The organism is Streptomyces sp. NPDC006208, from assembly GCF_040613775.1.
Taxonomy (GTDB): domain Bacteria; phylum Actinomycetota; class Actinomycetes; order Streptomycetales; family Streptomycetaceae; genus Streptomyces.
Map to the genome: position 1 here is coordinate 1 of NZ_JBEXSW010000019.1, position 24,912 is coordinate 24,912.

The following is a 24,912-nucleotide window of genomic DNA, read 5'->3' on the forward strand; positions in this document are numbered from 1 at the left end:
GTGCTCGGGGAGGCCGGCGTGTTCTCGTTGCGGCTGCCGGAGGCCGACGGTGGGGTCGGGCTCGGGCTCGCCGACGCCGCCGTCGTCTTCGAGGACCGCGATCAGAAGTAACGAGCTCCGCATCCGCGGGATCTCGGGATCCCCGGAGGCCACCATCGCGGCCAGGACCGCAAGTTCGTCCTCGGCAATCGCCCGGTCCCCGAACTCGGCAGGGTACCCGGCCAGTTCGCGCCGGAGCCGGGAGACGGCAGCGCGCAGCTCCGTGGCTCTCGGGTCCTCGCCGCTGCCTGTCACCCGCGTCTGCCCCACGCTCCGCAACAAAGCCCTGCCCCTCGCACGTCCTTGCGCCCGGCCCGACGACCCTGGGTCATCGGCCGAGCGCCCTGGGTTGCGGGCCAGTTAACGCCATCCGGCCCGCGACGCGCCACCGTACAGACAGAATTCAGTACGAGGGGGCTGGATCCATGGCGTTGCGCCACACCGTCACATCAACGGTGATGAACTGACTGGGGTCGGTGTCGGACGACTTCCCCTGGTAGGTGACCACGCCGACATGGCCGGAATCCGTCAGCACACAGATCTTCGAGCCCTTCGACAGCAGGTTCAGGTCGATGCTGTCGGTGAAGCGGGTGTCGTTCCTGCAGGTGTCCAGGTCCCCGGTCTGCCCGGTGCGCAGCAGGATCAGCCGGCCGTTCGTCGCCTCCACCTGCCGCAGGTCCCACTCGAACTCGAAGTCCGCGTTGGAGTCGTCGTTGAGGGGCTTGACCGGGTCGTCGTCGAGCCTGATGTGGTAGTCGGTCACGATGTCGAGCCCGGTGTACGTCTTGGGCGCCGGGTCCGCCGCCGGGTCGTCGGGCGGCGTGTCCAGCCCGTCGCCCTCGTCGGCCGGCGTCGATGCGTCGTCCGCGGGGGTCTCGTCCTTCGGGGTGGTGTCCGGGCTCGAGTCGCCCTTGTCCTGGCCCTGGCTGCTCTCGTCCTTGTCCTTGTCCTTGTCGGACAGGGCGAGGTACGCCCCGCCGCCGGCGGCACCGCCGAGAAGCAGCGTGACGAGCACGGCAATGACGAGGGTGCGTGTCTTCTTCTTCTTGGGCGCGGCAGGTCCGGGGGTGGCCACCGGGGTGGGGACCGTGCCGTACGGGTGGCCGGGCTGACCAGGGTGCCCCGGTTGCGTCGCCTGCGGGTATCCGTACGCCGGAGTCTGCTGCGGGGCCGTCGCCTGCGGATAGGCGTACGCATGGGGCTGCGGGTGCGGGTGCGCCTGCGGCTGCGGCTGCGGCTGCGCGGGATCCTGCGGCGCCGGGCCGAACCCGGGGGGAGGCGTCGCCGGGGCGGCGTGCGCGGTGGGCACGTACCCGGGCGCCTGTATCGGAGACGGGGTCGCGGGCGCGGTGGGCGGCTGCGCAGGCGAGGGCTGTGCGGCGACGGCCGGCTGCCCGCCGGGCGGGGTGACCGGCGGCGCCGGAGCGGCCGCACGGGTGGTGATCTCGGCGGCCACGACGCTCGGCAGCCACTCCTCGGGCCGGCGCAGCACCGTTTCACCGTTGGCGGTCTGGCAGATGCTCAGGATCTCCGCGACCGAGGGCCTGCCATCCGGCTCCTTGACCATGCAGCGGGTGACCAACTCGTGCAGCTGCGCGGGCAGTTCGGTGAGATCCGGCTCCTCGTGCACGATCCGGTAGAGCACCCCGTGCGAGGTACCCTCGCCGAACGCCGCCCTGCCGGTCGCCGCGTACGCCGCGATCTGACCGAGCGCGAAGATGTCGGTGGCCGGCGTGACATGGCTGCCTGCCGCCTGCTCCGGAGCCATGAAGGACGGTGTACCGATGGTGACGCCGCTGCTGGTGAGCGACGTGGCGTCAGCGGCGCGGGCGATGCCGAAGTCGATGACGCGGGGACCGTCGGCGGCGAGCAGGACGTTCGCGGGCTTGAGGTCGCGGTGCACGATGCCGGCCCCGTGGATCACCTGCAGCGCCTCGGCGATTCCGGCGACGAGCAGCAGCACGGTCTCGACCGGCAGCCTGCCGTGCTGGGCAACGGCTTCGGCGAGCGAGGGCCCGGGGACGTACGCGGTGGCCAGCCAGGGCTGCTCGGCCTCCGGGTCGGCGTCGATGACGGGTGCGGTGAACAGCCCCTGCACCCGCTGCGCCGCCTGCACTTCCTGGGCGAAGCGGCGACGGAACTCGGGGTCCTGGCCGAAGTCGGGCCGGATCACCTTGATGGCCACCGGGCGGCCGCCAGGTGTGTACGACAGATAGACCTTGCCCATGCCGCCGGCGCCGAGGCGGGCGGCGAGGCGGTATCCGGCGACGTTCCGCGGATCCTCGTCCCCCAGCGGCTTGAAGACCGTTCCCTGGTGCGCGCGCCCACTCATCGACTCTTGATCCCCCATGGCGAACCTCGTTGTTGAGGAAGCACCCTATCCAAGGTCGGCTCCCGCTCTCCACGTCGGACGACCGGTTCAGCCCGGGCGGTTGCAGCGCGGGCGCACATCGCCCGTTCGGCGCAACACTTCGCCCGTATATGAGGTAGGGAGTCCTTATGGCAACCCCTGAGAATTCATCGCCTCGTCAGAAACCGGTCGTGGCCGGTCTGTTGCTTGCAGCGGGTGGCGGGCGACGGCTCGGCGGCCGCCCGAAGGCGATGCTGACGTACGGCGGCCGGCCGCTCGTCGAGCATGCGGTGCGCGTGCTGCGCGAGGCCGGCTGCGCCCCGCTGCACGTGGTGCTCGGCGCGTCCGCCCAGCGCGTGCGGGAGGAGGCCGATCTGTCCGGCTGCGTGGTGACGGACAACCCGGAGTGGGAGGAAGGGATGGGTTCGTCGCTGCGGGTGGGCCTGGGGTCCCTGCCGCCCGGCGTCGACGCGGCGCTGGTCCTGCTGGTGGACCAGCCGGGCATCGGCGCCGCGGCGGTGGCGCGGATCCGGGCGGCGTACCGCGCCCGCGGTTCGCTGGTGGCGGCCGCGTACGACGGGCGGCGCGGGCACCCCGTCCTCTTCGGCGCGGAACGCTGGCGCGACATCGCGCGGAGTGCGGTCGGCGATCGCGGGGCGCGTGCGTATCTGGGGGCGCACGAGGGCGAACTCACGCTCGTCGAGTGCGGCGATGTGGCCCAGGCGTACGACATCGACACACCCGAGGACCTGAAGCACCTCGAGTGAGCGGCGTGGCACTGAGCGCCACGATATGTCGACCCAGAGAATCTCGATATCAACAAACCATTGAACTTCCACCATGCGATAACTACTATCCACTGATCAGAAGCGCCTGACCGACAAGACGGCGCCTGCGGTCGTGCTCCGGCGCTATGGCACCGAGTGCCACTCCGCGGCGACCGGCAGCCGGTCACCGCCTCGCACCACCGACATCTCGCCCCGCCACGCACCGCACCGCACCGCCCGTGAAGCCCGCTGAAGGAAGTGACAGCTCATGTCCGCACCAGCGCCGTCCCCGCTGGCCATCGTCGAAGCCGAGCCCCTGCCCCGGCAGGAAGAGGTCCTCACCGACGCGGCCCTCACCTTCGTGGCCGAGCTGCACCGACGGTTCACACCCCGGCGTGACGAGCTGCTCGCGCGCCGGGCCGAGCGCCGCGCCGAGATCGCCCGCACCTCCACGCTGGACTTCCTCCCGGAGACCGCGGCGATCCGCGCGGACGACTCCTGGAAGGTCGCCCCTGCGCCCCCGGCCCTGAACGACCGCCGCGTGGAGATCACCGGACCCACGGACCGCAAGATGACCATCAACGCGCTCAACTCAGGTGCGAAGGTCTGGCTCGCCGACTTCGAGGACGCCTCCGCTCCCACCTGGGAGAACGTCGTCCTCGGCCAGCTCAATCTGATCGACGCCTACGAGCGCCGCATCGACTTCACCGACCCGAAGTCAGGGAAGTCGTACGCCCTGCGCCCCGCCGAGGAGCTCGCGACCGTAGTGATGCGCCCGCGCGGCTGGCACCTCTCGGAGCGCCACCTGCAGGCGGACGGCGTCCCGGTGCCGGGCGCCCTGGTCGACTTCGGTCTCTACTTCTTCCACAACGCGCAGCGGCTGCTGGACCTCGGCAAGGGCCCGTACTTCTACCTCCCGAAGACCGAGTCCCACCTCGAGGCCCGGCTGTGGAACGACATCTTCGTCTTCGCGCAGGAGTACGTGGGCGTCCCGCAGGGCACCGTCCGCGCGACGGTCCTGATCGAGACGATCACGGCGGCGTACGAGATGGAGGAGATCCTCTACGAGCTGCGCGACCACGCCTCCGGCCTGAACGCCGGCCGCTGGGACTACCTCTTCTCGATCGTCAAGAACTTCCGCGACGGCGGCGAGAAGTTCGTGCTCCCGGACCGCAACGCGGTGACGATGACGGCCCCGTTCATGCGGGCGTACACCGAACTCCTCGTCCGCACCTGCCACAAGCGCGGCGCGCACGCCATCGGCGGGATGGCGGCCTTCATCCCCTCGCGCCGGGACGCCGAGGTCAACAAGGTGGCCTTCGAGAAGGTCAAGGCGGACAAGGACCGCGAGGCGGCCGACGGCTTCGACGGCTCGTGGGTCGCGCACCCGGATCTCGTCCCGATCGCGATGGCGTCGTTCGACGGGGTGCTCGGCGACAGGCCCAACCAGAAGGACCGCCTGCGCGAGGACGTCTCGGTGGCGGCGGGCGACCTGATCGCCATCGACTCGCTGGACGCGAAGCCCACCTACGAAGGCCTGCGCAACGCGGTCCAGGTCGGCATCCGCTACATCGAGGCCTGGCTGCGCGGGCTGGGCGCCGTCGCGATCTTCAACCTCATGGAGGACGCGGCGACCGCAGAGATCTCGCGCTCCCAGATCTGGCAGTGGATCAACGCGGGCGTGGTCTTCGAGAACGGCGAGCGGGCCACCCCGGAGCTGGCCCGCAGTGTGGCGGCACAGGAGCTGGCCGCGATCCGCGAGGAGATCGGCGAGGATGCGTTCGCCGCCGGCAACTGGCAGAAGGCGCACGATCTGCTGCTGAAGGTCGCGCTGGACGAGAACTACGAGGACTTCCTCACGCTTCCGGCCTACGAGCAGCTGGTCGGCTGACAGCCTGGTTCCTTCGCTCCCGCCCCCGGTACCGCCCGGGGGCGGGTGCGTTTTCGCCGCCAGGGGCTTCGTCCGCGGACCGGCGCGTGGCCGACCAGCCGGCAGGAAGGAGGCCTCGGGGGTGCGGTCCGGCAATGCAGGCGGTGGCTGTCCGCTCGCAGCGGGTGGCGGCGGAGTCCGACCGTCACTCACTGCTCGCGGCCGGCTCCATGGCGACACACGTCGGCCATGCGGGAGCCAATTACTCAACGGCGAAGGAGAGTTGCGCCTGGCGCCACAGCCGACTCCCCGGGAACCTGGAGTCGATTTGTCACGTTTGACTCCTTATGCGCATACGCCTAGTTTGGATCTAGGTTGAAAGAAGTATCCGCCTTCCCGTCTGGCGGGCAGGCGGACAATCTCAAGATCCCGTTCGACGACCACCTGGTGGTGGTTGTCCGACGGACGGAAGTCCAGTCGCCGGGTTTGCTGCACTCAGCAGCCCTGGTGGGCCCGATGCCGCGCGAGGCCTGTGAGTCGGTGATGGCAACTCGCACCAACTTCACGGCCGATGCACCGAACCCCTCGCAAACGCGTCATCGCCTCACTGGTGCTGACGTTACCTCGGCCGTGCAGGGCTCCGACCCGTCCACGCCCCGGGAAGGGAAGCACCATGCGGGTAAAGACATCGAGGATTTCCCGGCTGTTCGCCGGCCTGCTCGCCGCTCTCGCTCTGACTTTGGGCGGAGCCGGCATAGCCAGTGCCGCCGGCGCGAGCAACGCGGCTCCGTCCAACCACTCCTACGACGGCTGCCGGTCCGGGTACTACGACGACTGGCGGTACGACAGGTACTCGGACCGCTTCGACGACCGCCGCGGCTTCTATGACGACCGGCGCGGCTTCTATCGCGACAGCTGTGACTACCCTGTTGTGATCATTCTCCGGTAGCCCCCGCGTCGCGACAGCTGTGCGGGACTGGGCTGTCGCGCTCAAGAACAGACCCGGTCAGGGGATCCGGCCCTCGCACAACGCGCGGGCCGGATCCTCTGCATCGCACTCGCTGTGCGCCCGCGGCTGTGTTCCCGCTACGGAACGGCATACGGCCTGCAGGGGGCCTGACGCGCCGGCCGCCGCCTAGCCGTCCTTCTCCGCCGGGTACGCCGTTCCCCCTCTCTCGGAGTGTCCGAGGGTCCGGCCCGGCGCCACACGGTCGCGCACCAGACGCTTGACGGCCGTCGGCTCCGGAAAGCCCTGCTTGCGGCGGTCCCACACGACATCGCCGTCGACGCGCACGACGAGGACACCGCCGGTCCCGGGCTTGAGCGCGAGCTCTTCGAGCTCTGCCTCGAAGGTGATGAGGAGTTCCTGGGCGAGCCATGCGGCCCTCGGCAGCCAGCGGCACTGTGTGCAGTACTCGATCTGCACACGGTGTCCGGAGCCCGGGGACGGAGTGGGCGAGTTCACGGGGTGGCGCCACCTCTCGGTCGGTGCAGGCGTCCGGTACGGAACACCGCGGCCACTCACATTGTCGCGAACGACCCCGCCCGCCCCGAGTACCGCTCCTGCAACCGCGCGCACACGATCGGCTGCTCCGGCAGTTCAAGGCCTCGGAGCAGATAAGCCAGCCGCTGCGCCGCCGACGGCCCGTCACCGTCGGCGTTCCACTCCACGGGGGCATCCGTGTCCGGCGAATCGATCGAGCCCGCCACCGTCGAGGCATGACGCACGTGGGGCGTCTCCCAGCACCTCGGGAATCGCCCTACGCCCAGCCGACCACGTACCTACACGTCACCGCTTCCCGCCACGAACCCGACGAAGGCATCCCACGCCTGGGGCTGGAGGGTGAGCATCGGAACGGTGGCGTCCTTCGAGTCGCGGATAAGCACAACACCAGAGCAGGCCGCGACCTCCACGCACTCGCCGCCCTCGCCGCTGCTGTAGCTGCTCTTGAACCACGCCAGTACAGACGCAGTCGGCACAGACTCTTCGACGTTCATGTCACTCCAAGCAACTTCTCGATGAAGGCCAGCGATTCGCGCGGTGTGAGCGCCTGGGCCCGGAGGAGACCGTACTGCTCTTCGAGCTCCCGGACAGTCCCCCGGTCCGTGTAGAGACGGCTGTGCTTGTACGCCTCCACGTAGGCGATCCTCCGCGCATCACGGGTCTCGATCAAGGTGAACGGTCCAGCCAGCCCAGCATGCTCTTCCCGCCGGTTGGGCATGAGCTGGATCTCCACGTTGCGGCGCTCACCACTCAGCAGCAGTTGCTCAAGCTGCCCGCGCATCACACCATCGCCACCCAAGGGGCGGGTGACTACCGACTCCTCGATGACGAAGCTAATAGTGGGAAGCGGCTTCCGCGCGAAGATCTCGTGCCGAGCCAGTCGAGCGTTCACCCGCTCGTCGATCGTCTCGTCGCTCAGCAATGGCCGCCGCATGGTAAACACGGCCCGTGCGTACTCCTCCGTCTGCAGCAGGCCGGGCACAGCCTGGTTTGCATAGACATGAAGCTCGACGGCCTCGGTCTCGAACCGCAAGCCCCGACTGACGACGCTGGAGATCGTCCTGCAGTGGGCGCAACTCCCGCCCGAGCACCTGAATGTCGCCATGAACGCACTCGAACCGGAGCTCGCCCGTCAGCATCAAAGGGAGCTGGAACAGGCTCGTCTGGAAGCCGCCGACGCGAAGGACGCGCGCACCCACAGGCTCTACCTCGGCGGACTGATCGCCGGGTTCCTGCTGTCGACAGGCATGCTCACCGGCGTTGTGGTCGTCGGGGTGAACGGCCAGGCATGGCTGGCTGCCATGCTCTCCGGACCGAGCGTGTTGTCCCTGGCCGCGCTGTTCGTGCCGAGAAAGGTCGATGCGGGGGCCGCCCGACAGAGCGCGTTGCTCCACCGAAGCGCACTTGCGGCCGGCACGCAGCCGGGTGTCGACCCTGCTTTGCAGAGCACGCCCCCTGGAAGCGTCGTCTGAGCAGTTCGGGGTCCATAGGCCCTGATGATCACGCGCACGTCGGATTCCTCGTAGCGCGGGCGTAGTGGCGAGGTGTTGTCGGACAGCACCCCGCTGAACCCCACAGGGTCCGGCGCAGCACGGGATCTTCCAGCCAGACAGATGTGTCCGTCAGGAGCGCACCACGCGCCCGACCGCGTTGACCACATCATCGGCAGCAGCACGGGTCCGGGTGGAGCGGGCCGCCAAGTCCTCCTGGTCGGTGGCGTGGTGCAGGGTGAACGTCGCATCCGCCAGCTCAGCGAGCCTGCGGCGTATCTCAGCGTCGTCGGTGAGCAGTTGGACCTCAGCCAGGGCCGCGATCACTCCGGAGCGAGCCTCCAGCGCGGCGGCCGTTGCCGCGTCCTTGTCTCGGGCCGGCGCGTCACGCTGCTCCCACCGGTTGTACTGAAGGCGGCGGAACACGGTCTCGGAGGCGAGCAGACGTGCGGTCGCCTGACGGAGTTCCCGTCGGGTCTCGGCATCAAGGGCGCCTGTGTGGAGCCGGTTGGCGGTGTGGGACTGCAGGAAGTGCGAGACAACCGCACCCAGCAGTGTGCCGGTGACAGCGATTATTCCCGTCCAGAGCTCCACTATGTTTCCCCTTGACACTGCGGACCGGATGCCCCGTCCCTGCCGAGATCTCCATCGAGAGCCAAACGCGCTTCGTCGGCGGCATATTGCCGGACCATGCCGACCGCGCCGGCCTGCACTCGGCTGTGGTGGCCGACATCGGCTCCGAACCGCACCTGCCGGACCAGTTTCGCCACGCCATCTCCTCGTCACGCGCCGCTACAGGTATCAGTGACACCGTAGCGGCGGCTCACTCGCTCAGGTGACACGAGCAACGGGCGTGCCCGTCCGCCACAGGCGACTTTGCGCTTCGCCGTGCCGCGGCGACGTCGGCGCCGACGGACTTGGGCCGACCGTAAGGGCGCTTCACCTTGCCGCCGCCGCTCACTGAGCACGACGCGTTCGCGGAGAGACAGTTGATTTCGTCCGAACTCTCCCGAACTACCGCCCGGACGCCTATCGTTCTGCCCCATCAAGGACTCGCCATCCGGGGGGATCGTGTCTGACGCGTTCAAGTCGAAGCCTCTGCTCAAGCGTTGTGTCGTCTGTCGTCAGCCCGTGGCGAGGAAGAAGCTCACCTTCACCCCGGGCGGGCAGCCGGCGCACCGGGCCTGTCAGTCGGCCCCGGACCGCCCGCCGACCCGTGCGGCGGCCACGCCTGGTCCGGCTCGGGCGCCGAAAGACATCAGCCGTGCCGAACTCCTGAAGCGAATCGAAGCGCTGCGCAAGCGCGATCCGAAGATGAACCTGCGCGCCAAGAAGGCACAGCCCGGCGGCCGCCCCAAGCCTCCGCCGACAGCGCCGCGCCGCAACCAGCGGCCGGTTGCCCCGCCCCAGCCGTACTACGGCGTGGAGATGAAGTCCCTCGACGGCCGGTGGGTACAAATGCACCCTGACTCCGAGTAGTGGTCGCCGCCCCCAGCCGGCCCGATCCGGCGCATGGCCTTTGTTCCGTGTCGAGCGGGGTGAGGTCGTCCGGCTTTGGGGGCACCGATCGCACCGATCGCACATGCGACCGATATTCGACAGAAGCCTTGAGCAAGTCCGTACTGAGTTGATCGCTTGCGTCGGCAAGGGGAGGCAGCACGGTGAGGGGACTCGCACCCGGTCTACTGGACCCGGACTTCGCGGGTCGTTGATTCGTATGGTGTGACCGGTCCGGAGGCGTCCCGGGCGGGTGGTGTGGCGTTGGTCAGGGTGTGTCGATCACTTCCCGGCCCTGCGGCCACGGTCTGAGCGTCAGCGCCTCGAAGTGGTGGTGACGTCCGTGGTGGAGGAGCATCCGGGCGCTCTGCCTGCGCTGCCGGATTTCTGCGCCGGCTGGATGTGGTCGGGATCGTCGATGAGGTGTGTCCGGGCGGTGCGAGTGCGCGCCTGAGGCACGGCCAGTATGCTTCCGGCCACTTCTCATTTTGATCATCCGGAATGGAGCCCCACCATGACCATAGCCCGCTTGTCCGCAGCGACTTGGAGCCTCTCGGCCGTAGCCGCCGGCGTGCTGCTCGTCGGCTGCTCGGGTTCCGTCACCGTTGGAAACTCCGAGCCGAAACTGTCCAAGGGCAAGCTGGCCACCACAGTCGCCGAAAAGCTCGCCGCCACAACGGGCCAGCCGACGCCAGACGTCGCCTGTCCCGAGGACCTCGTCGGGAAGGTCGGCACCACCACCCGTTGCACGCTCACAGCGGACGACGGCAGCACTGTGGGCGTGTCGGTCACCGTTTCCTCTGTCGTTGGAAACCAGATCAACTTCGACATCAAGGCCGACGACACAGCTTCCCCGGCTGCGAACTGACAACCAGGACAACAAGCGCGTCGCCGCACTCATCACGGTGATCTGCCTGGCCCTGCTGTTCAGTCTGATCGAACGCCAGGTCCGCCGGCCCTGGGACCCGAGCAAATATGCAGGGGCTCTGTCCGGGCAGCCCCCGGGGCATCGAGCTCCACCTGCTCGACCTCCTCGGCCTGGAACCCACACCCCCGCTGGCCAGGCACCTGAACGAACTACCCGCGAAGTACGGAGCTAGAGCAGCCATTCGTCGGCGAGTAGCCCGACCAGCTGCTTCTGCCGTGTCCGGACGAGCTCAGGGGTCCACTCCGTGTGCTGGAGCACCTGGGTCGTCAGCGCGAAGGGCACCACCCCGTTCCGGCCGGCGAAGTAGGTGGCTTTCTTCACGGCGAAATCGTGGTTCTGCGCTGCCGAGTTCTTGGCCCGGTTGAGGAGAACCAGGTTCCCCAGCCGGTGTGTCCAGGCAAGGCGCTGCTCCTCGTCGAAGAGACGAGTCCACTGCGACTCCTGTCTCGGGTTCTGCGGCAGCACATGCTCGACGGTGATGATCGGATGGTCATAGGTGGCCCCCTGACCGCGTGCGAGCACCTCGTCGACCCTCAGGAGCACGTACTTGCGGATCTTGCCCACGAGGTAGAGGTCGCCGTCCAGCTTGGCCCGTGTCTCGGCACGCTCCGCCTCCGACAGTTCCAGAGCCTCGGCATTCAGCCCGGCTCCCTGATCGAGCTGGCGCAGCAGTTCCGCGTAACGGGTGACGCGAGGTGTGGTGTAGACGCGTCGGACGAACATGCTGGCGGAGAGCCGCTCCAACGCGCCCAGGAACCGGTCGAGCCACACGGGGTCGTTCCCGTGGTGTCGCAACGCCCAGAGGGCGGCCGGTCGCCAGTCGTTGTTGTCGACCTGCTGGAGTCGCCGGAACCAGGTGTTGACCTTCTCGGCGCCGGACGAGGCCTCGTAGACGGCGTCGCGGACCTGGACGTACGCGTCGGCGTAGGGGCGGAGGACTTCGTTGACGAAGACCTCGCCATCGCCGGGGAGGTACCGGCTGAGTACCTGCTCCGGGAACTCCTTGAGCAGTTCTTGTTCCGCCCGCTTCTTGGCATAGATCATGCGCAGGTGAAGGAACAGGTCCGCGAAGTCGTCCCGGCCGAGGTCCTCTTCGGCGTCCTCCCACTTGATTGCGCACTGCCCTGCCGCCGGCTCCGGGAGGTCGCCGATGATCCGTGCCTTGAAGATGTCCGTCGGCGACAGGTCCAGTCCGCGGGAGTTCATGACGCTGAAGATGCGGTGCGCACTGTCCAGGTCGGGGGTGCTCACGACGACCAGGTAGGTCCGCTCAACGAGCATCTGCAGCAAGTCGAGCCAGCGTGCCTCTGACCAGCCGGCCAGTGCCGTATGGAGTGCTCGCGCGTTACGAAGGACCGCCTTCTGGGCGTCCGTGCCCAGTTTTTCCGGGACCAGGGTGAGCAGCTGCGGGACGGCTCCTTTCCTCTGCACGTACTGCTCGAAGAACTCCGCGTCACGCGGGCGCAGTTTGAGGCGTGGCCGCCTGGCGAGCCCTCGGATCTTGGCGCCCGGCTCACTCACGAGTTTGTCCAAGTCGTCCCGGACCTCCGGGTCCTCGGCAAGGTCACGGATCACGGACAGCAGGATGGTCAAGGTGGTGAGCCGCTGCTGACCGTCGATGACGTCGGCGCGCGACGTCCCGCTCTCCTTGACGAGCACGATGGAGCCGAGGAAGTACGGCTCCTCCTTTCCACGGTCCAGAGCTTCCACGAGATCTGTCAGCAGTTGGACCGCCTGCTCCTCCTCCCAGGCGTAGGGGCGCTGGTAGTCCGGGATGTGGAAGACAAAGTCGCTGCTGAACACCTTGTGCAAGGGCATCTCGTGGGCCTCGAGCTTTTGCATGGCCCCATGATGGCGAGGCGGAGCGCCGGACCGCGGGCGAATGGTCAGAAAGGTGGATCATCGGCCCCTTCTCCGTGAGGCTCAGGGCGATCCGTGTGAGGTACTGGACGTGTCCCATCCTCGTCCGGGTCTCCGGGACGCCCGTGCCCGCCGCGCCTGCGCCGTGGGCGCAGGAATCCAGCCACTTGTCAGCGGTGTTCCGGTGCGGCGATGAGGGGGCGCGGCGCAAGCGTCCGCAGGTCACCGAGGAGCGAGAGCCGTGACCAGGTCGGCGGCGGCGAGCAGGCGCACCCTGGCCGCGTCCTGACTGAGCGGGTGGAGAGCGAACACCTCGCTCCCGTCAGGCAGTTCCAGGTCGCCCCGGAGCAGGTAGGCCAGCGACGGCCCCGCCGACGGTCCATCGCCCTCGACGCCCGCGCCAATGGGAGCGTCGGTGTCCGGCGAGCCGATGCGGGCGGCGAAGCCGGTCACGTCCTCTCCGTCCCTGCGCCGGTACACGCTCCGCGAGCCGTCCGTATGGCGCAGGACGACCGTGGCCGCCCGCGCCGCGGCCTGCCACACCGCGAGCTCGCCCAGGCCGACGCGCGAGCCCGAGGCGAACAGGTCCGTCAGCCGGTGCGCGAGGGTGGCCAGCGCGTCCGCGTGCCGCCACACGGCGTGGTGCGTGCCGGTGACTCCCTTGACGACGTCGAGCCAGCGCATGGTGCGCGTCTGCACGTCGATGAGCAGCGGCACGCAGGCGCGGCTGCTGCCGGTGAGGTCGAAGCGCTGCTCGACGGAGCGCGGGGCGAACACCGGTCCCTGGTTTCCGGGTTGATCCCGCACCATGAGTCCGGCGAAGGCTTCCGCCAGGTCACCGAAGGGGACGTTGTTGTACGAGTAGACGACCGCAACGACGTACCGCACCCCGGCTGCGTCGAGCAGCTCCAGGTCGAGGTCCACGAACTCGCTGGCGCCGAGCGGAGGAGGCGCGTCCTGAAGGTCACCGGAGTGGACCGCGGCCTCGCCCGCGTACCGCAGGCTGGTGTAGGCGCACTCTCCGACGTGCCGCCAGTCCGCGTCGAACATCGCGGCCGACAGGTCCAGGTCGGTCGTACCCGAGGTGGGGCTCTCCATCCAGTGCAGGAACAGGCGCAGTGTCCGGCCGTCCGGTACGGCGAGTTCGCTGCCGCGCGGCAGGGTCACCAGGGCTCGGGACGCGGTCCGTTCGGTGAACGGCGCGACGAGACCGTCCAGCGCGGCATCGACCACCGCGACGTCCACGGGAACCGCCTGCCCCGCTCTGCGCAGCAGCTCCGCCGTCAGCACGTCGACCACGGTCCGCACGAGGGGGACGGGCAGTGCCGGCCTGTTGTCGTCGGTCACATGGGTCTTCGCCGCCGCTCCCTTCGGGAAGAACACCCGTGCCACCTGCTCCCGGTCGCGGGTGCGGACGGCACCGAGCACAGACAGCAGGACGGCCGGCGCCACCCGCGGGACCACACGCTCCAGCGCGCGGACGACGGAACGGGAGCCGTTCTCGTCCTTCTCGCCGATGAGGCGCAGCAGGTGGTCGAGGCGGCGGACGAGTTCACCCGGGCGCTGCTCGAGCAGCGTGAGCGCCCCGGCGAGGTCGCGGGCCGCGAGCGCGGCCTCGACCTGGCCGCTCCAGCTGTGCGCCACGACGGTGGAGCCGGTGACGTCGATGTGGGCAGCGGTCTCCGCAGCCGTGCGCAACGTGGCGGACAAGGCGTCGTCGCCGAGCCGGGTGCCGCGCAGCGCGGCGAAGGCGAGAGCAGCGCGCGGGAAGCGATTCGCGTGCTCGAAGGGGTGCAGGCGTTCGGCCGCGTGGATCCAGGCCTGCCGGTACCGCCGCATGTCCTGGGCCGCCTGTGCCGGGTCCAGGGTGTCGAGGACGGACAGCAGGGCGCGGCGCAGGGGCCGGGGTACGGCGGCGAAGCGCGGGATCTCGACGAGTCCGGCGTCTCCGCCGGAGCGGACCGCGAGCACGCGCAGCACATCGGTGGCGGTATCGATCAGGCCGGCCGCAACGGGAAGGGCCTGTGGCACAGCAGTCGGGTCGGCAAGCAGCCACGCGACCAGGCGGGCCTTCGTCTCCCGGCCAGGCACGGTGGTCGGCAGCCGGTCGAGGTCGTCGCGCGTCCTGGCTGCCAGCAGAGCTTCCAGGTCGTCGGTGTCCTGGGGGCTGAGGGCGCCGGTGCGGGCGAGCAGCGTGTCCAGTTCACGGGTTGCGTCGGCATCGCGGGCGGTGAAGTCACCGCCGTAGGACAGGAGACGCAGCCGCTCGGGCGGCGCGGCGCGGCGGAACAGCTGCCGGCGCGGGCGCCTGGGGCGCAGGAACGGGTCGGAGGGGTCGATACGGCGCTCGCACACGGGGCACGCCGAGAAGTCGGCGCCGTCGAAGCACGAGCCGCACACAAGGTGGGCGCACGGCGATACGGGCACGACGGAGTCCACCGTGCCGCACAGCACGCACGGCTGCTCGGGGCGCTGGAACAGCACGGTGAGCACGCGGTCGACATAGTGCGCGTACGTGTCGTGCGGGGTGCTGTCCGGGAAGTCGCGCAGCAGGGGTACGTGCGGGCGGTCGGCGCCGAGGGCGCTGTCGATGTCGTGCAGCAGTGCCCGGCCCACCGCGCCCATGGCCCGTGCGTCGAGCGCGGCAAGCGCGGCGCGCAGCGGCGGGGCCAACAGGTAGCCCCGGTCGACGAGATCGGCCTCGAGCAGTGCTGCTCCCCTGTCGCCGGCCGGATCCGAGACCACTGCCGGTGTCGGCAGATACACGGCTCCACGGCGCGAAAGGAGCACGGTGGCGAGGGCCCGTGGACGGGCGGTGGTGGTGCGACCGATGACCTCGGTGGTGGACACGTCTCTTTCTCCCCCTCCCGGATGACCGGGTGTTGCGCGGGGCGGGAAGTGAGCACGCTGATTCATCGGAAAGAATGGAGAAGGAAGCACACTCGGGAGCCGCCCCGCGCCCGGCGACGATAACAGCCGGGAGTCAGACTGATCATCCGGTTTTCCGGGGACCGGCGTCGAGCCGTGCGCGAGGCCCGAACGGAGCGGCGCGCCCTCGTCAGGCGATCCGTGTGCCCGTCCCGGTGACCCGCACCCGTTTGTCGCCCTCGCGCAGTTCCACGGTCAGCACGCCCGGGCGGCCCATGTCCTCGCCCTGGTGGAGGGTGAGCACCGCCGCCTCGGGTACCAGGCCGAGTTCGCGGGCGTACGCGCCGAACGCACCTGCCGCCGCGCCCGTCGCCGGGTCCTCGACGACGCCACCCACCGGGAACGGGTCACGCACATGGAAGACGCTCTCCGACTCCCGCCACACCAACTGCACCGTGGTCAGATCGAGCCGGCGCATCAGGGCCTCGAGGCGTGCGAAGTCGTACGCCAGATCCGCCAGCCGCGCACGCGTCGCGGCGGCAAGCACCAGATGCCGGGCGCCCGCGAAGGCGATGCGTGGCGGCAGCGCGGGATCCAGATCGGCGGCCGGCCAGTCGAGCGCGGCCAGCGCCTCGGCGAGATCGGCGTCCGCGATGTCCTCTCTGTGCGGCTCGACCGTGGTGAGGGTGGCCCGCAGCGCCCCGCTCTCCTCGCTCACCGTCACCGGCACCGTCCCCGCGCGCGTCGCGAACACCAGGTCGCCGGCTCCGATGCGCTCGCCGAGGGCGATGGCCGTGGCGACCGTGGCGTGCCCGCAGAACGGCACCTCCGCCTTGGGGCTGAAGTACCGGATGGTGAACGCCCGTCCGGGCTCCCCGCCGAGCCCTTCCGGCGGATCGGACAGGAACGCGGACTCGCTGTACCCGAGGTCGGCGGCGATGGAGAGCATGTCGGCGTCGTCGAGCCCGGAAGCGTCGAGGACGACCCCGGCGGGGTTGCCCCCCTCAGGGTCGCTGGAGAAGGCGGCGTAGCGCAGGACGGCTGGCTTCGTAGTCATGATCGGCGGAACCGCGGACCGACGTGGTTTGTTCCCCGCCGAGGTCAGGAGGTGGTAGCGCCTCCGTGCGAGCCGGGTGCTCGGGGCAGGCCCGCCTGTGCGTGTGGCCCGCAGATGCGGTGTCGGGCGTCCCCTCCCCCGAGCCCGACGAGCCCGTGCTGCTGCACGTCCCGTTCGGGCGGCGACCGGTCACGCCCGCGTACACAGATCGCCGGCCCACGTACACCGCCTGACAGTCAGCGCGTCACTGCTGGTCAGCGCTGTGAGCGACGCGGAAGCGTTGGAGGCATGAAACCGGCAACCACCCCGCCCGCAAGGCTTGTTCACGATCCCACCACCACGCACGAGTTCACGATGCAGTTCACCTCGACGCCCCGCAGCGCACGGCTCGCCCGGCGGCTCGTGTCGCACCGGCTGCACGAGTGGGGTCACCCGTACGACTCCACAGCCAACGAGACGGTCACGCTGATCGCGGCGGAGCTCGTGGCGAACGCGGTGCGCCACGGTCACGTGCCCGGGCGGGACTTCCACCTCCGCCTGGCCGCGACCCCGGCCACCCTGCGTATCGACGTGACCGACACCCGCACCGAAAAGCGACCCCACCGCAACCCCGAGTCCCCTCCCCCGAGGAGGAGTCGGCCGCGGCCTGCTCCTCGTCTCCATGCTCGCAACCGACTGGGGCATCACTCCGCGTACGGCCTCGCCCGGCAAGGTGTGGGCGGTGGTCGAGCCTGTCCCGCCTCCCTCGTGAGCCACGTACGCTCCAGGACCGGCGGGCGATCGCGATGACGCCCAGGACGCGGAGCAGCAGAACCCGTGTGCGAGGCGGCAATCGGGCAGAATCAAGTCGGGACGCAGCCGGCCGACGAGGAAGCGGGGCACGAGGACACCATGTCGCTGCGCGGCTGACGGAAGCGGACAGCGGTGAGCTGTCCTTGAAGCAAGGCGTAGAGTCGGTGCGGCACGCGGCCCGCCGCGCCGACCTCGACCCGCACGAGAAGTGGGGGTGCTCCGTGGGCCTGGACGCTGTCGATTCGGCAGCGCAACTGTGGGAACAGAGAACGGACTTCTTCCCGCGACTCCAGTTCCTGCCTCGCGTCCGAGAGGATCTGGAGCGCCTGGAGTTGTGGTGGTTCATTCAGGTGCGCGGGCTCCTCGCACGTCTGCAGTCGTCGGCCGCCGCATGGGATCCGACCACCGCTGCCCTGCCGGAGTGGCAGGGCGCGAAGATCACCCCGGAGCACGAGCAGCGCAAGCGGCTCTGCGAATTCCGGGACATCGACGATGTGGACCGCTGCTTCGACCTGCACGGCCGCTTCACGCCAGGTGCCGGCCGGCTGCATTTCCGGCTGGTGCCCGAAGAGGGAGTGCTACGGATCGCCTACATCGGGCGGAAGCTGGAAAAGCAGCACCGCTCAATTACGTCTCAGCGGTCGCCGGTGGTGACGTCAAGGTCGGCTCGATGATCAAACTTCCAGTCCCTCGTCACAAACGGTCGTTAGCGTCGATGTGCTGCTGAAGCGTCTGGGCAATCTCATCGATGCTTCCGTGCGTCGGGAGAACCCAGTACGCGTCGTCGCCGTTGTTCAGCGCCAATTCGCTGGTGAAATGGATCAGGTCGGGAGCGGGGACGAACGAGTCACGCAACCAGACGGCAAATCGTGCGGCCTCGACTGCCGATGCCTGCATCACCACGACTGAGCCGATTTCCGGGTAGGGGGTGGTGGCCAACCCTTCCAGCCACAGTCCGTCGCCCAGGGGTACTTCGAAGGACAAGGCATCGGCCGACCGTGGGCCGAGATCCCCCCGCATAGAGGTGGATGAACCGGGGAACGCTTCCGTGATCTTTGCTGCGAGGTCGTCGAGCCGCAGGTGCCATGCCGCAGCGTCATCGACCGGCGGAGCGAAACTGAACGTCGTCCTCAGCGCGTCGGAATCCGTCATCGTGTCTCCGTACTTCTACGGCACGTAGCGTGCAGTGCCTGTGACGCCGCTCATGGCCATCATGCTCTGCCAGTAGGGAGCGGACCGCTTGTCGTTCGTGATGATCTCGACGCCCCGTATCTCGTCGTTGCGTGGGTCGGCGAGCGCTGCGCGGTAGCGTGCCATTTCGTTGCCGTCCGTCACGTACATGCTGTCACGGTGTGGGTCGAACTTTACTTTTCCATTCTTGTCGATCTTGGGTGGGGTGCCGAGGGTTTTGTCGACCCGGTCCAGGTCCCGGAAGGTCTTCTTGCAGTCGGGTTCCCGCACGTGCTTCGCCTCGATCGCATAGCCGTCCATGGGACGCATACCGTCGACCATGAGGCCCCTGCCGCTCGCACCGGTTGCCGCAGCGGGGAGTGGCACCTCACGTTCCGGGTAGCCGGCCACACGCATCTGATAGGCGTTGTCCGGGTTGCTCGGGCCGCCGCCGCCCGCCAAGCCCCCGGGCGGCAGGGAGTTGACCCAGGTGCGGACCGTGATCTGTTCGCCGGGCGTGAGAATGCGGGTGGTGCCAGGGGCGGGCGGCAAGGGATCGCGGTTGAGCGTCGGGTCGTAGACACTGCCCATCGGGACGATGCCGGGTGGCTGTCCGGCGTAGGCGGCAAGTGTCAGCGGCACGGGGATCGGCACGCGAATCAGCGGAGGCAGGAAGGGTACGCCGGGCCCGCGAGGGTCGCCCGAGCCGTCGGGCAACTTGACCCGCTTCTCCGATGCGTCGAGGGCGTGGGCGATGTCGCCGAGTTGGTGAATCCATGGATCCTCCAGCACGGCGGCATGGAGACCGCCGTCGTCTCCGTTCCCGCCGAATCTCGGGGCATCCCACGGCATTTCCAAGTGGAACAGGTCCAGCTTGTTCTCCTGGATCTGCCTCTTGGCGGCTTCGACGTGGTCGGCATACCGGTCGCATGCCTTGGCAAGTTGATTGCATGCCGCGACCGGATTTGTCACGAGGGGCTCGTCCGGCTGGGCACGATCCAGAGGGCATGCCCTGCCGACGCACATGCTGAAGTAGTCACGGAAGGCGTCCGCGGCCTCACCCGAGTGCGCTTTGTCAGCCGTCGACGCGAAAGCCTGGGCGTCCTCGAGGACACGCAGCAACAGTTTTCCAGCATGGCGCCAGGATCCGGCCACATCCCGCAGCTTCTCCGGCGACCCGCGGAAGCGGTCGTTCGTTCCGTACTGTTCGAGACCTGATGTCTCACCCACCACCTCGGACAACTCACGTCCGAGCCCCAGGTAGTTCTCAGGACAGTCCGCCCCCGGATCCCCCATGCCTGCCGTCACGTCGATCTGTTTGCCCAGGATGGCTGATGCGATGCTGCTCTCTCTGGCCATGAACTCGCGCGCGGTGCGCATCAAACCTCTGCCGGACTCGCCCAACAGATAGGAACTGAAACCCATCTGGTTGAGTGTGGCGGAGGCAGCGGACTTGTAGACCTTTGCGAAGTCGCGGCCGGCGTCGTCGTCTCCGGCCATGCCTTTCTGCCGATCCAGCTCGTGATACAGCCCGATCGCGGTGTCGCGGGCACCAGTCATCACGTTGGTGGCCAGGCCCATCGAGGCTCGGATCATGCCTTCCGCCATGACCTTCAGATGGGGCGGCAGCTCGCCACTCACACGGGTCCCCTCCCGTTTCCTGCGTTGCGCGCGCGAACTACCGCTCGCCTTCGCACAGTTGTGCATCATCACGAATCGGCAGCGCGAGGGGAAATGTGGACGCGGTAGCGGGTGGGGGGACTGCCCGACCGTAGCGGCCACGCCGCAGCGCCGGCACCGGCGTGCGCCTCAAGAGGACAGGGCCAGCAGGACGCTTCGGCAAGCTTGACGAGATCGGGCATCCCGACGTGCCGGCGGCGCAATGTCGGGGTCCAGGTACGCGCAGGAATTCCCCGATCCTGGAAGGACGAATACCTTGAACGGCGCAGCCATCGCCGCCCCGACAGCCAAGGCGGGACCGCAACGACCTCTTGCTCGTCGGCGACACCCACCAGCGCATCTACAGCAGCCAGGTCACCCTCGGCAGTCTCGGGATCAACATCCGGGGCCGATCCGCGAGACTGTCGCTGAGCTACCGCACCACGCGGCAGATCCTCGGTTCCGCGCTGGAGGTGCTGCGCGGGGAGGCGTTCGACGACCTCGACGGCAACGAGGAGAACCTCGCGGGCTATCGATCGGTGCTGAGCGGCGGCAGGCCGGCACTCCATCCCAGCAGCGACTGGGAGGCGGAGCATGCGAGCATCGCGGCGCTGATTGCCGAATGGGACGACATCCCGCTGGAACAGATCGGCATCTGTGTACCGACGAACGACATGGCGCGGGAAGTGGGCAACGCTCTGGCCGGGTTCGGCATCCGCGCGGTGGAGATCGGCCCTGATGGACCGCGCGGCGACGAAGGCGCGCACATCGGGACGATGTTCCGGTTCAAGGGCCTCGAGTACCAACGCGTGATCATCGCAGGGGTGACACAGGGCCTTGTACCGCGTGAGGCGATCCTGCGTCTGAAGACGGTCGATGCCCTGCGCCACCGCCGTGACATGCAGCGCGCCCGCTCGCTGCTCTTCGTCGCGGCGACGCGTGCTCGGGACAGCCTCGACATCTTCTGGCACGGCAGCCCGAGCGAGTTCCTGGAGCCGCTGCTGTCCACCTAGGCCCAATGCCGGTGACTTTGCCGCCTTCCAGAGCCCGCCAGTGAGGACATCGCCGCAGGTCAAGGGCTCGCGCGCGCCGTTAAGTCAGTGGCATTGGGCCTAGGCCCTTTCCGGGCGGTCTTCGAGGATCGGCCTGCGGCGTCGGATGCATGGGGTCTCCCCAGGCCCGACAGGGCCGAGGGGACGCATCGCAAGGCGGTCGGGGTACCGCCCCGGCCGGAGGCCGGGGGAGATCGTCCTTGTACCGGACGTACTCGGGCGACTTCGGCAACACAGCCAGGTGCCGTAGCTGTCGCCGCAGGCCCGACAAGACCGCCCGGACAGGGCACGCATAGCAGGCGCGAATTCGACAGCGTCCGAGCCGTCCCACCCCGTACCGGCTCACTGGCACATCGGTGCGACGGCAGGAGGGCAGTGCGTCGTACAGAACCGGGTGCCGTAGCCCATCTCACGTGGGCCGTCTCGCAGTTGACAGGGCGTACTCCGGTAACATCGCACGCTGCGACACGAGCACGGGGGAAGGGCGACATGGGCGATACCGGCAAGATCCTCAACATCTCGACCACGGATCTGAAGAAGGCGGCTCCGACGTTCCAGGAGCAAAGCACAGCCCTCGCCAACGCAGCGAAGGCACTCAAGGAGTCGTTGGACGCGCTGGGTTCACCTTGGGGAGACGACGAGCAGGGTCAGAAGTTCGGCGACGCGTACACCCCGAAGCGCAAGGAAATCGAGAAGGCGGTGGGCATCCTCGCTCTCGGCCTCAAGAGTATCCACGCGGCCATGACCGATATGGCTGACGGCCACATAGACAACGAGAAGCTGATCGAAGGCATGTTCACGAAGGTGGCGGTCGGCGGCGACCGTGACCGAGGCACCAAGTGAGCGTCGAGGACATAGCCAAGGACCTCCTCATGGAGGCGGGCATGTGGTGGCCGGACGCCAACTCCGGCACCCTCAGATCGGCGGCGAAGGCGTGGCGTACCTTCGCCGAAGCCGTGGACGACATCATCGGACCGGTCAACGGCAAGGCCGGCTCGATCATCCTGAACAACAAGGGTGAGGCGATCGACGCCTTCGAGACCTTCTGGGGCCGCTACCACAAGAGCGAGGGCGTCGGGTGGCTGGACGACACGGCCGAGGCTGCCCGCGCCATGGCCAAAGCACTCGAGGAGTTCGCCGACGCCGTCGATGATGCGATCGAACAGCTCTGGACCGAAATCGCCGTCGCTGCCGCCGTCATCGCCGCAGGTGTCGGACTGGCCGTGTTCACGTTCGGCGCCTCAACCGCGGCTTCGGCAGCAGCGACAGCGGCCATCATCGAGATAGCCGCCGGACTTGGCGTGACGGTGACCACCACCGTCGCCACCATCACCGCAACCACCCTGACCGGCATCGTTTTCGGCGCGATAGAGGGCATCACCATCGACCTGGCCGTCGCGCAGCCGCTCAGGATGGCCACCGGGCTGCAGGACGGCGGCTACAACCTCGCTTCCGTTGAGCAGGCCGGTCTCTACGGCGGTGCGTTCGGAGGCGCATTCGGAGGTGCGGCAGGATTTTCTCGTGCCGCGGGAGAAGCCGGAGGATTCCGGAACCTCTTGACGCAAGACATCCCCATAGGAATTGTCAATCCGAATCTCGCCGGCGCCGGGCGGCTGCCGACGGCGCTCGACGACATGGGGAACCGGCGCACGTGGAAGCTGCTGCAGAGTGAGGACTCGAGGATTCCCGTGCCCCCGAGGGTGCCGGGTGATCACGCACTCATATCCGGGGACCCCGTCTATTTCGGCAAGCGGACCACTACCATCGGATATGACGAGCGCACGCTGGGAAACGCCCAACGCGTCGCACACGAGCCAGGGAAGCACGACGTCATCGTTCACGGCACGAATCAGGGTGTGTTCCTGCCCGGCCGGGTGAACAGCCATGGCAAGACCCTCATGGACTTCGAGGTGCACCCGACGCACATCTCGGATGCCATCCGCAGCAATCCGAACTACGACGGCGGCCCGGTACGCCTCATCTCGTGCCACTCCGGATACGCCGCCCCGAACTCCGTGGAGCTTCCACTCGCCCAGAGAGTGGCCAACGACCTGGGCGTGCCAGTATATGCACCGACGAACAAAGTGGGGACATCGCCCGACCTGGGCCCCGGGCAGACGCCGCAGATCGGTAACAACGGCTACTGGCGCACATTCCTGCCGATGGCCGAATAGCGGAAGGGTGACGGAGCAACGATGATCAAGCGAGTAGGGTTCTTCAGGGAATTCGGGCCACCCGACACGGACCTCTCGGCTCCATCGATCCATGATGCCGTTCGACCGCACGGACTGGACGACGAGTCCGGAATTCTGGCATACCTGTCGTCGGGAACCGAGATCTTCAGTGCGATGGGAGCGGACCGCGATGTCGTGACGGGAGACGAGTGGATCCCTGGAGCCGGATCACTCGTCACCGACGGTACATGGATGTGGCCCGTCGAACTGCGCCACTACGTGAAGCGGTATCACGCACAATTGCCGGAGGATTTCCTGGCGGCTGTGCGCGCCGCTCGGTACGCCGCACCACCGGTGTCGCGCAAGCGCGTCGAGGAGATCGTCCAGGAAGTCTTCGGCCGGTCCCCGTTCGCCGCCGACGAGAGCACCCAGGCAAGCACCGACGGGTACTTCGCGTGGTATCTGGCAGGCCTCACCCAGCAGGACTGGAACAGGCTGCTGAAGAACCTGGAGAGCTCCGGGCTGAGCGCTCGTCACCCACTGACAGGCGACATCGTCCTATCTCGCGTGGGGCACGACGCAGGACATGGCCGGCGGCCGAGCCAGGAGGGGGCTTTGGCCGACATCCTGGCCGATCCGGGCAACTGCGAGATCACCCTCCATCTCTGGTTCGCATCGGACACCTACAGTGTGGTCCGGGTACGTCGGCTGGACGATGCGACAACGGTTGTCGTCCACGAGCTCGGCCACCTGGAGGAACCGGAACGTGAACAGGTGGTGGCGGCGCTGGTTCGGTCTCTCGACCAGCTCCATGAGAATTGCCGGGGATTCGTGCTCGATCGCGCCGGGCGCAGTTCACGTGCCGACTGGGACTCGGTGATCTGCGAAGGCCTGCCGCCGAACGCCCCCTTGCCCGACAGCATCGCCGTCGACACAACGCGTTTTCCTCAGCCGTTGGGGTTCGACGACATGTCACGCACGGCATACGGACACCTCGCGGTCTTCAACAGGAGCCCGAAAGAGGAGACTCGGGCGTAGCAGTCGAACGCGTCCGAGGGATCCCACGGCAAGCACGTTCGGCCCAACCGTCAGAAGGCAGGCCGGGCGGCGCGGCCTCACGACTACGAAACGGCCGGGGCCGTCCGGACCACGCCCAAGACCCCGCCTTCGCGGCATCTCCCGGTCCAGGCCACAACGAACGACGTCTCAGCCCGGCCGTCGTCACGAACGATCGGTCGCCTCCATGTGCTGCTGGAGCGTCCGTGCGATCTCATCGACGCTTGCGGGTGGCGGGAGTGCCCAAGAGGTGTCGTCGCCGTTGCTCAGCGCCAATTCGCTGGTGAAATGGACCAGGTCGGGAGAGGGGACGAACGAGTCGCGCAACCAGATGCCGAGTTGTGCGGCCTCGGCAGCCGATGCGTGCATCACCATGACCGAGCCGATTTCCGGATAGGGGGTGGTGGCCAGCCCCTCCAGCCACACTCCGTCGCCCAGCGGTACTTCGAAGGACAAGGCGTCGGCCGACCGCGGTCCTTGGTCTCCGCCCAAGGAGGTGGACGCTCCAGGGAAGGCTTCGATGACCTTGTTTGCGAGGTCGTCGAGCTGCAGATGCCAGGCCGCGGCGTCGTTGATCGGCGGCGCGAAGCTGAACGTTGTCCTCAGCGCGTCCTGGTCCGTCATCGTGTCCCCGTACTTCTACGGCAGCGTGCAGTGCCTGTTACGCCGCTCATGGCCATCATGCTCTGCCAGCAGGGAGCGGATCGCCGGCCGTTCATGGTGATCTCGAAGCCGCGACCCGCCGTCGGCCTGACCCGGCCTATTACCACCCGCGCTTT

At 68.3% G+C, this 24,912-nt stretch carries 22 protein-coding genes and 3 pseudogenes; 12 read left to right on the top strand and 13 right to left on the bottom strand.

What is annotated here, in order from left to right:
• Positions 1-96 precede the first annotated feature (96 nt).
• Positions 97-321 (bottom strand): annotated as a pseudogene (locus ABZ208_RS17330) (DUF5955 family protein); the annotation flags it as partial.
• Between the two features lie 121 nt (positions 322-442).
• Complete coding sequence (locus ABZ208_RS17335) at positions 443-2,389, bottom strand: serine/threonine-protein kinase (protein ID WP_356910309.1); 1,947 nt, start codon at positions 2,387-2,389, stop codon at positions 443-445.
• 149 nt (positions 2,390-2,538) lie between these two features.
• On the opposite strand from ABZ208_RS17335, the gene ABZ208_RS17340 reads away from it, so the two are divergent.
• The 3 genes from ABZ208_RS17340 to ABZ208_RS17350 all read left to right on the top strand — a co-directional run bounded on the left by ABZ208_RS17340 (position 2,539) and on the right by ABZ208_RS17350 (position 5,975).
• The gene (locus ABZ208_RS17340; RefSeq protein WP_356910310.1) at positions 2,539-3,156 is read left to right on the top strand and encodes a nucleotidyltransferase family protein; all 618 of its coding nucleotides are present in this window, start codon (positions 2,539-2,541) and stop codon (positions 3,154-3,156) included.
• A gap of 268 nt (positions 3,157-3,424) precedes the next feature.
• Positions 3,425-5,047 (top strand): malate synthase A, encoded by a 1,623-nt coding sequence (gene aceB / locus ABZ208_RS17345; RefSeq protein ID WP_356910311.1) that lies wholly within the window; start codon positions 3,425-3,427, stop codon positions 5,045-5,047.
• Between the two features lie 652 nt (positions 5,048-5,699).
• On the top strand, positions 5,700-5,975 hold the full coding sequence (locus tag ABZ208_RS17350; RefSeq protein ID WP_356910312.1) for a hypothetical protein: 276 nt from the start codon (positions 5,700-5,702) through the stop codon (positions 5,973-5,975).
• Positions 5,976-6,161: 186 nt separating this feature from the next.
• Here the strand turns inward: ABZ208_RS17350 and ABZ208_RS17355 are convergent, their stop codons facing one another.
• The 4 genes and pseudogenes from ABZ208_RS17355 to ABZ208_RS17370 form a co-directional block, all read right to left on the bottom strand.
• Positions 6,162-6,491, bottom strand: coding sequence for a SelT/SelW/SelH family protein (locus tag ABZ208_RS17355; RefSeq protein WP_356910313.1), 330 nt, complete (start codon positions 6,489-6,491; stop codon positions 6,162-6,164).
• Between the two features lie 56 nt (positions 6,492-6,547).
• The gene (locus ABZ208_RS17360; RefSeq protein ID WP_356910314.1) at positions 6,548-6,754 is read right to left on the bottom strand and encodes a hypothetical protein; all 207 of its coding nucleotides are present in this window, start codon (positions 6,752-6,754) and stop codon (positions 6,548-6,550) included.
• 54 nt (positions 6,755-6,808) lie between these two features.
• Positions 6,809-7,024: a DUF397 domain-containing protein gene (locus tag ABZ208_RS17365; protein WP_356910315.1), complete on the bottom strand. Its 216-nt coding sequence runs from the start codon at positions 7,022-7,024 to the stop codon at positions 6,809-6,811.
• A pseudogene (locus tag ABZ208_RS17370) lies at positions 7,021-7,560 on the bottom strand (DUF5753 domain-containing protein); the annotation flags it as partial. The pseudogene ABZ208_RS17370 and the gene ABZ208_RS17365, both read right to left, overlap by 4 nt.
• Before the next feature lie 73 nt (positions 7,561-7,633).
• On the opposite strand from ABZ208_RS17370, the gene ABZ208_RS17375 reads away from it, so the two are divergent.
• Positions 7,634-8,002, top strand: coding sequence for a hypothetical protein (locus ABZ208_RS17375; protein WP_356910316.1), 369 nt, complete (start codon positions 7,634-7,636; stop codon positions 8,000-8,002).
• A 150-nt stretch (positions 8,003-8,152) separates the two neighbouring features.
• Here the strand turns inward: ABZ208_RS17375 and ABZ208_RS17380 are convergent, their stop codons facing one another.
• Positions 8,153-8,614: a hypothetical protein gene (locus ABZ208_RS17380; protein WP_356910317.1), complete on the bottom strand. Its 462-nt coding sequence runs from the start codon at positions 8,612-8,614 to the stop codon at positions 8,153-8,155.
• 537 nt (positions 8,615-9,151) lie between these two features.
• On the opposite strand from ABZ208_RS17380, the gene ABZ208_RS17385 reads away from it, so the two are divergent.
• Positions 9,152-9,499 (top strand): hypothetical protein, encoded by a 348-nt coding sequence (locus ABZ208_RS17385; RefSeq protein WP_356910318.1) that lies wholly within the window; start codon positions 9,152-9,154, stop codon positions 9,497-9,499.
• 532 nt (positions 9,500-10,031) lie between these two features.
• Positions 10,032-10,385: a DUF4333 domain-containing protein gene (locus ABZ208_RS17390; protein WP_356910319.1), complete on the top strand. Its 354-nt coding sequence runs from the start codon at positions 10,032-10,034 to the stop codon at positions 10,383-10,385.
• Between the two features lie 228 nt (positions 10,386-10,613).
• Here the strand turns inward: ABZ208_RS17390 and ABZ208_RS17395 are convergent, their stop codons facing one another.
• From ABZ208_RS17395 to ABZ208_RS17405, 3 genes are all read right to left on the bottom strand, one after another.
• Positions 10,614-12,287, bottom strand: coding sequence for a DUF262 domain-containing protein (locus ABZ208_RS17395; protein WP_356910320.1), 1,674 nt, complete (start codon positions 12,285-12,287; stop codon positions 10,614-10,616).
• A gap of 240 nt (positions 12,288-12,527) precedes the next feature.
• Positions 12,528-15,155 carry an MXAN_6230/SCO0854 family RING domain-containing protein gene (locus ABZ208_RS17400; protein WP_356910321.1) on the bottom strand — a complete coding sequence of 876 codons (2,628 nt, stop codon included), beginning with the start codon at positions 15,153-15,155 and terminating at the stop codon, positions 12,528-12,530.
• 208 nt (positions 15,156-15,363) lie between these two features.
• Positions 15,364-16,230, bottom strand: a complete 867-nt coding sequence (locus tag ABZ208_RS17405) for a PhzF family phenazine biosynthesis isomerase (RefSeq protein WP_356910322.1) — start codon at positions 16,228-16,230, stop codon at positions 15,364-15,366.
• A 354-nt stretch (positions 16,231-16,584) separates the two neighbouring features.
• On the opposite strand from ABZ208_RS17405, the gene ABZ208_RS17410 reads away from it, so the two are divergent.
• Positions 16,585-17,019 carry an ATP-binding protein gene (locus tag ABZ208_RS17410; protein WP_356910419.1) on the top strand — a complete coding sequence of 145 codons (435 nt, stop codon included), beginning with the start codon at positions 16,585-16,587 and terminating at the stop codon, positions 17,017-17,019.
• Positions 17,020-17,165: 146 nt separating this feature from the next.
• Entirely contained in the window at positions 17,166-17,696 is a 531-nt protein-coding gene (locus tag ABZ208_RS17415) for a hypothetical protein (RefSeq protein ID WP_356910323.1), read from the top strand.
• A gap of 19 nt (positions 17,697-17,715) precedes the next feature.
• Here the strand turns inward: ABZ208_RS17415 and ABZ208_RS17420 are convergent, their stop codons facing one another.
• Together ABZ208_RS17420 and ABZ208_RS17425 are read right to left on the bottom strand one after the other, a co-directional pair.
• The gene (locus ABZ208_RS17420; RefSeq protein WP_356910324.1) at positions 17,716-18,174 is read right to left on the bottom strand and encodes a hypothetical protein; all 459 of its coding nucleotides are present in this window, start codon (positions 18,172-18,174) and stop codon (positions 17,716-17,718) included.
• Positions 18,175-18,189: 15 nt separating this feature from the next.
• On the bottom strand, positions 18,190-19,833 hold the full coding sequence (locus tag ABZ208_RS17425) for a restriction endonuclease fold toxin-2 domain-containing protein (RefSeq protein WP_356910325.1): 1,644 nt from the start codon (positions 19,831-19,833) through the stop codon (positions 18,190-18,192).
• A 335-nt stretch (positions 19,834-20,168) separates the two neighbouring features.
• Between ABZ208_RS17425 and ABZ208_RS17430 the strand changes: the two are divergent.
• The 4 genes and pseudogenes from ABZ208_RS17430 to ABZ208_RS17445 all read left to right on the top strand — a co-directional run.
• Positions 20,169-20,864: pseudogene (locus ABZ208_RS17430) on the top strand (3'-5' exonuclease); the annotation flags it as partial.
• 528 nt (positions 20,865-21,392) lie between these two features.
• Positions 21,393-21,746 (top strand): hypothetical protein, encoded by a 354-nt coding sequence (locus ABZ208_RS17435; protein ID WP_356910326.1) that lies wholly within the window; start codon positions 21,393-21,395, stop codon positions 21,744-21,746.
• Between the two features lie 29 nt (positions 21,747-21,775).
• Positions 21,776-23,077: a hypothetical protein gene (locus tag ABZ208_RS17440; protein ID WP_356910327.1), complete on the top strand. Its 1,302-nt coding sequence runs from the start codon at positions 21,776-21,778 to the stop codon at positions 23,075-23,077.
• 21 nt (positions 23,078-23,098) lie between these two features.
• On the top strand, positions 23,099-24,115 hold the full coding sequence (locus tag ABZ208_RS17445; protein WP_356910328.1) for a hypothetical protein: 1,017 nt from the start codon (positions 23,099-23,101) through the stop codon (positions 24,113-24,115).
• Between the two features lie 183 nt (positions 24,116-24,298).
• Here the strand turns inward: ABZ208_RS17445 and ABZ208_RS17450 are convergent, their stop codons facing one another.
• The gene (locus tag ABZ208_RS17450; protein ID WP_356910329.1) at positions 24,299-24,757 is read right to left on the bottom strand and encodes a hypothetical protein; all 459 of its coding nucleotides are present in this window, start codon (positions 24,755-24,757) and stop codon (positions 24,299-24,301) included.
• Positions 24,758-24,912 lie beyond the last annotated feature (155 nt).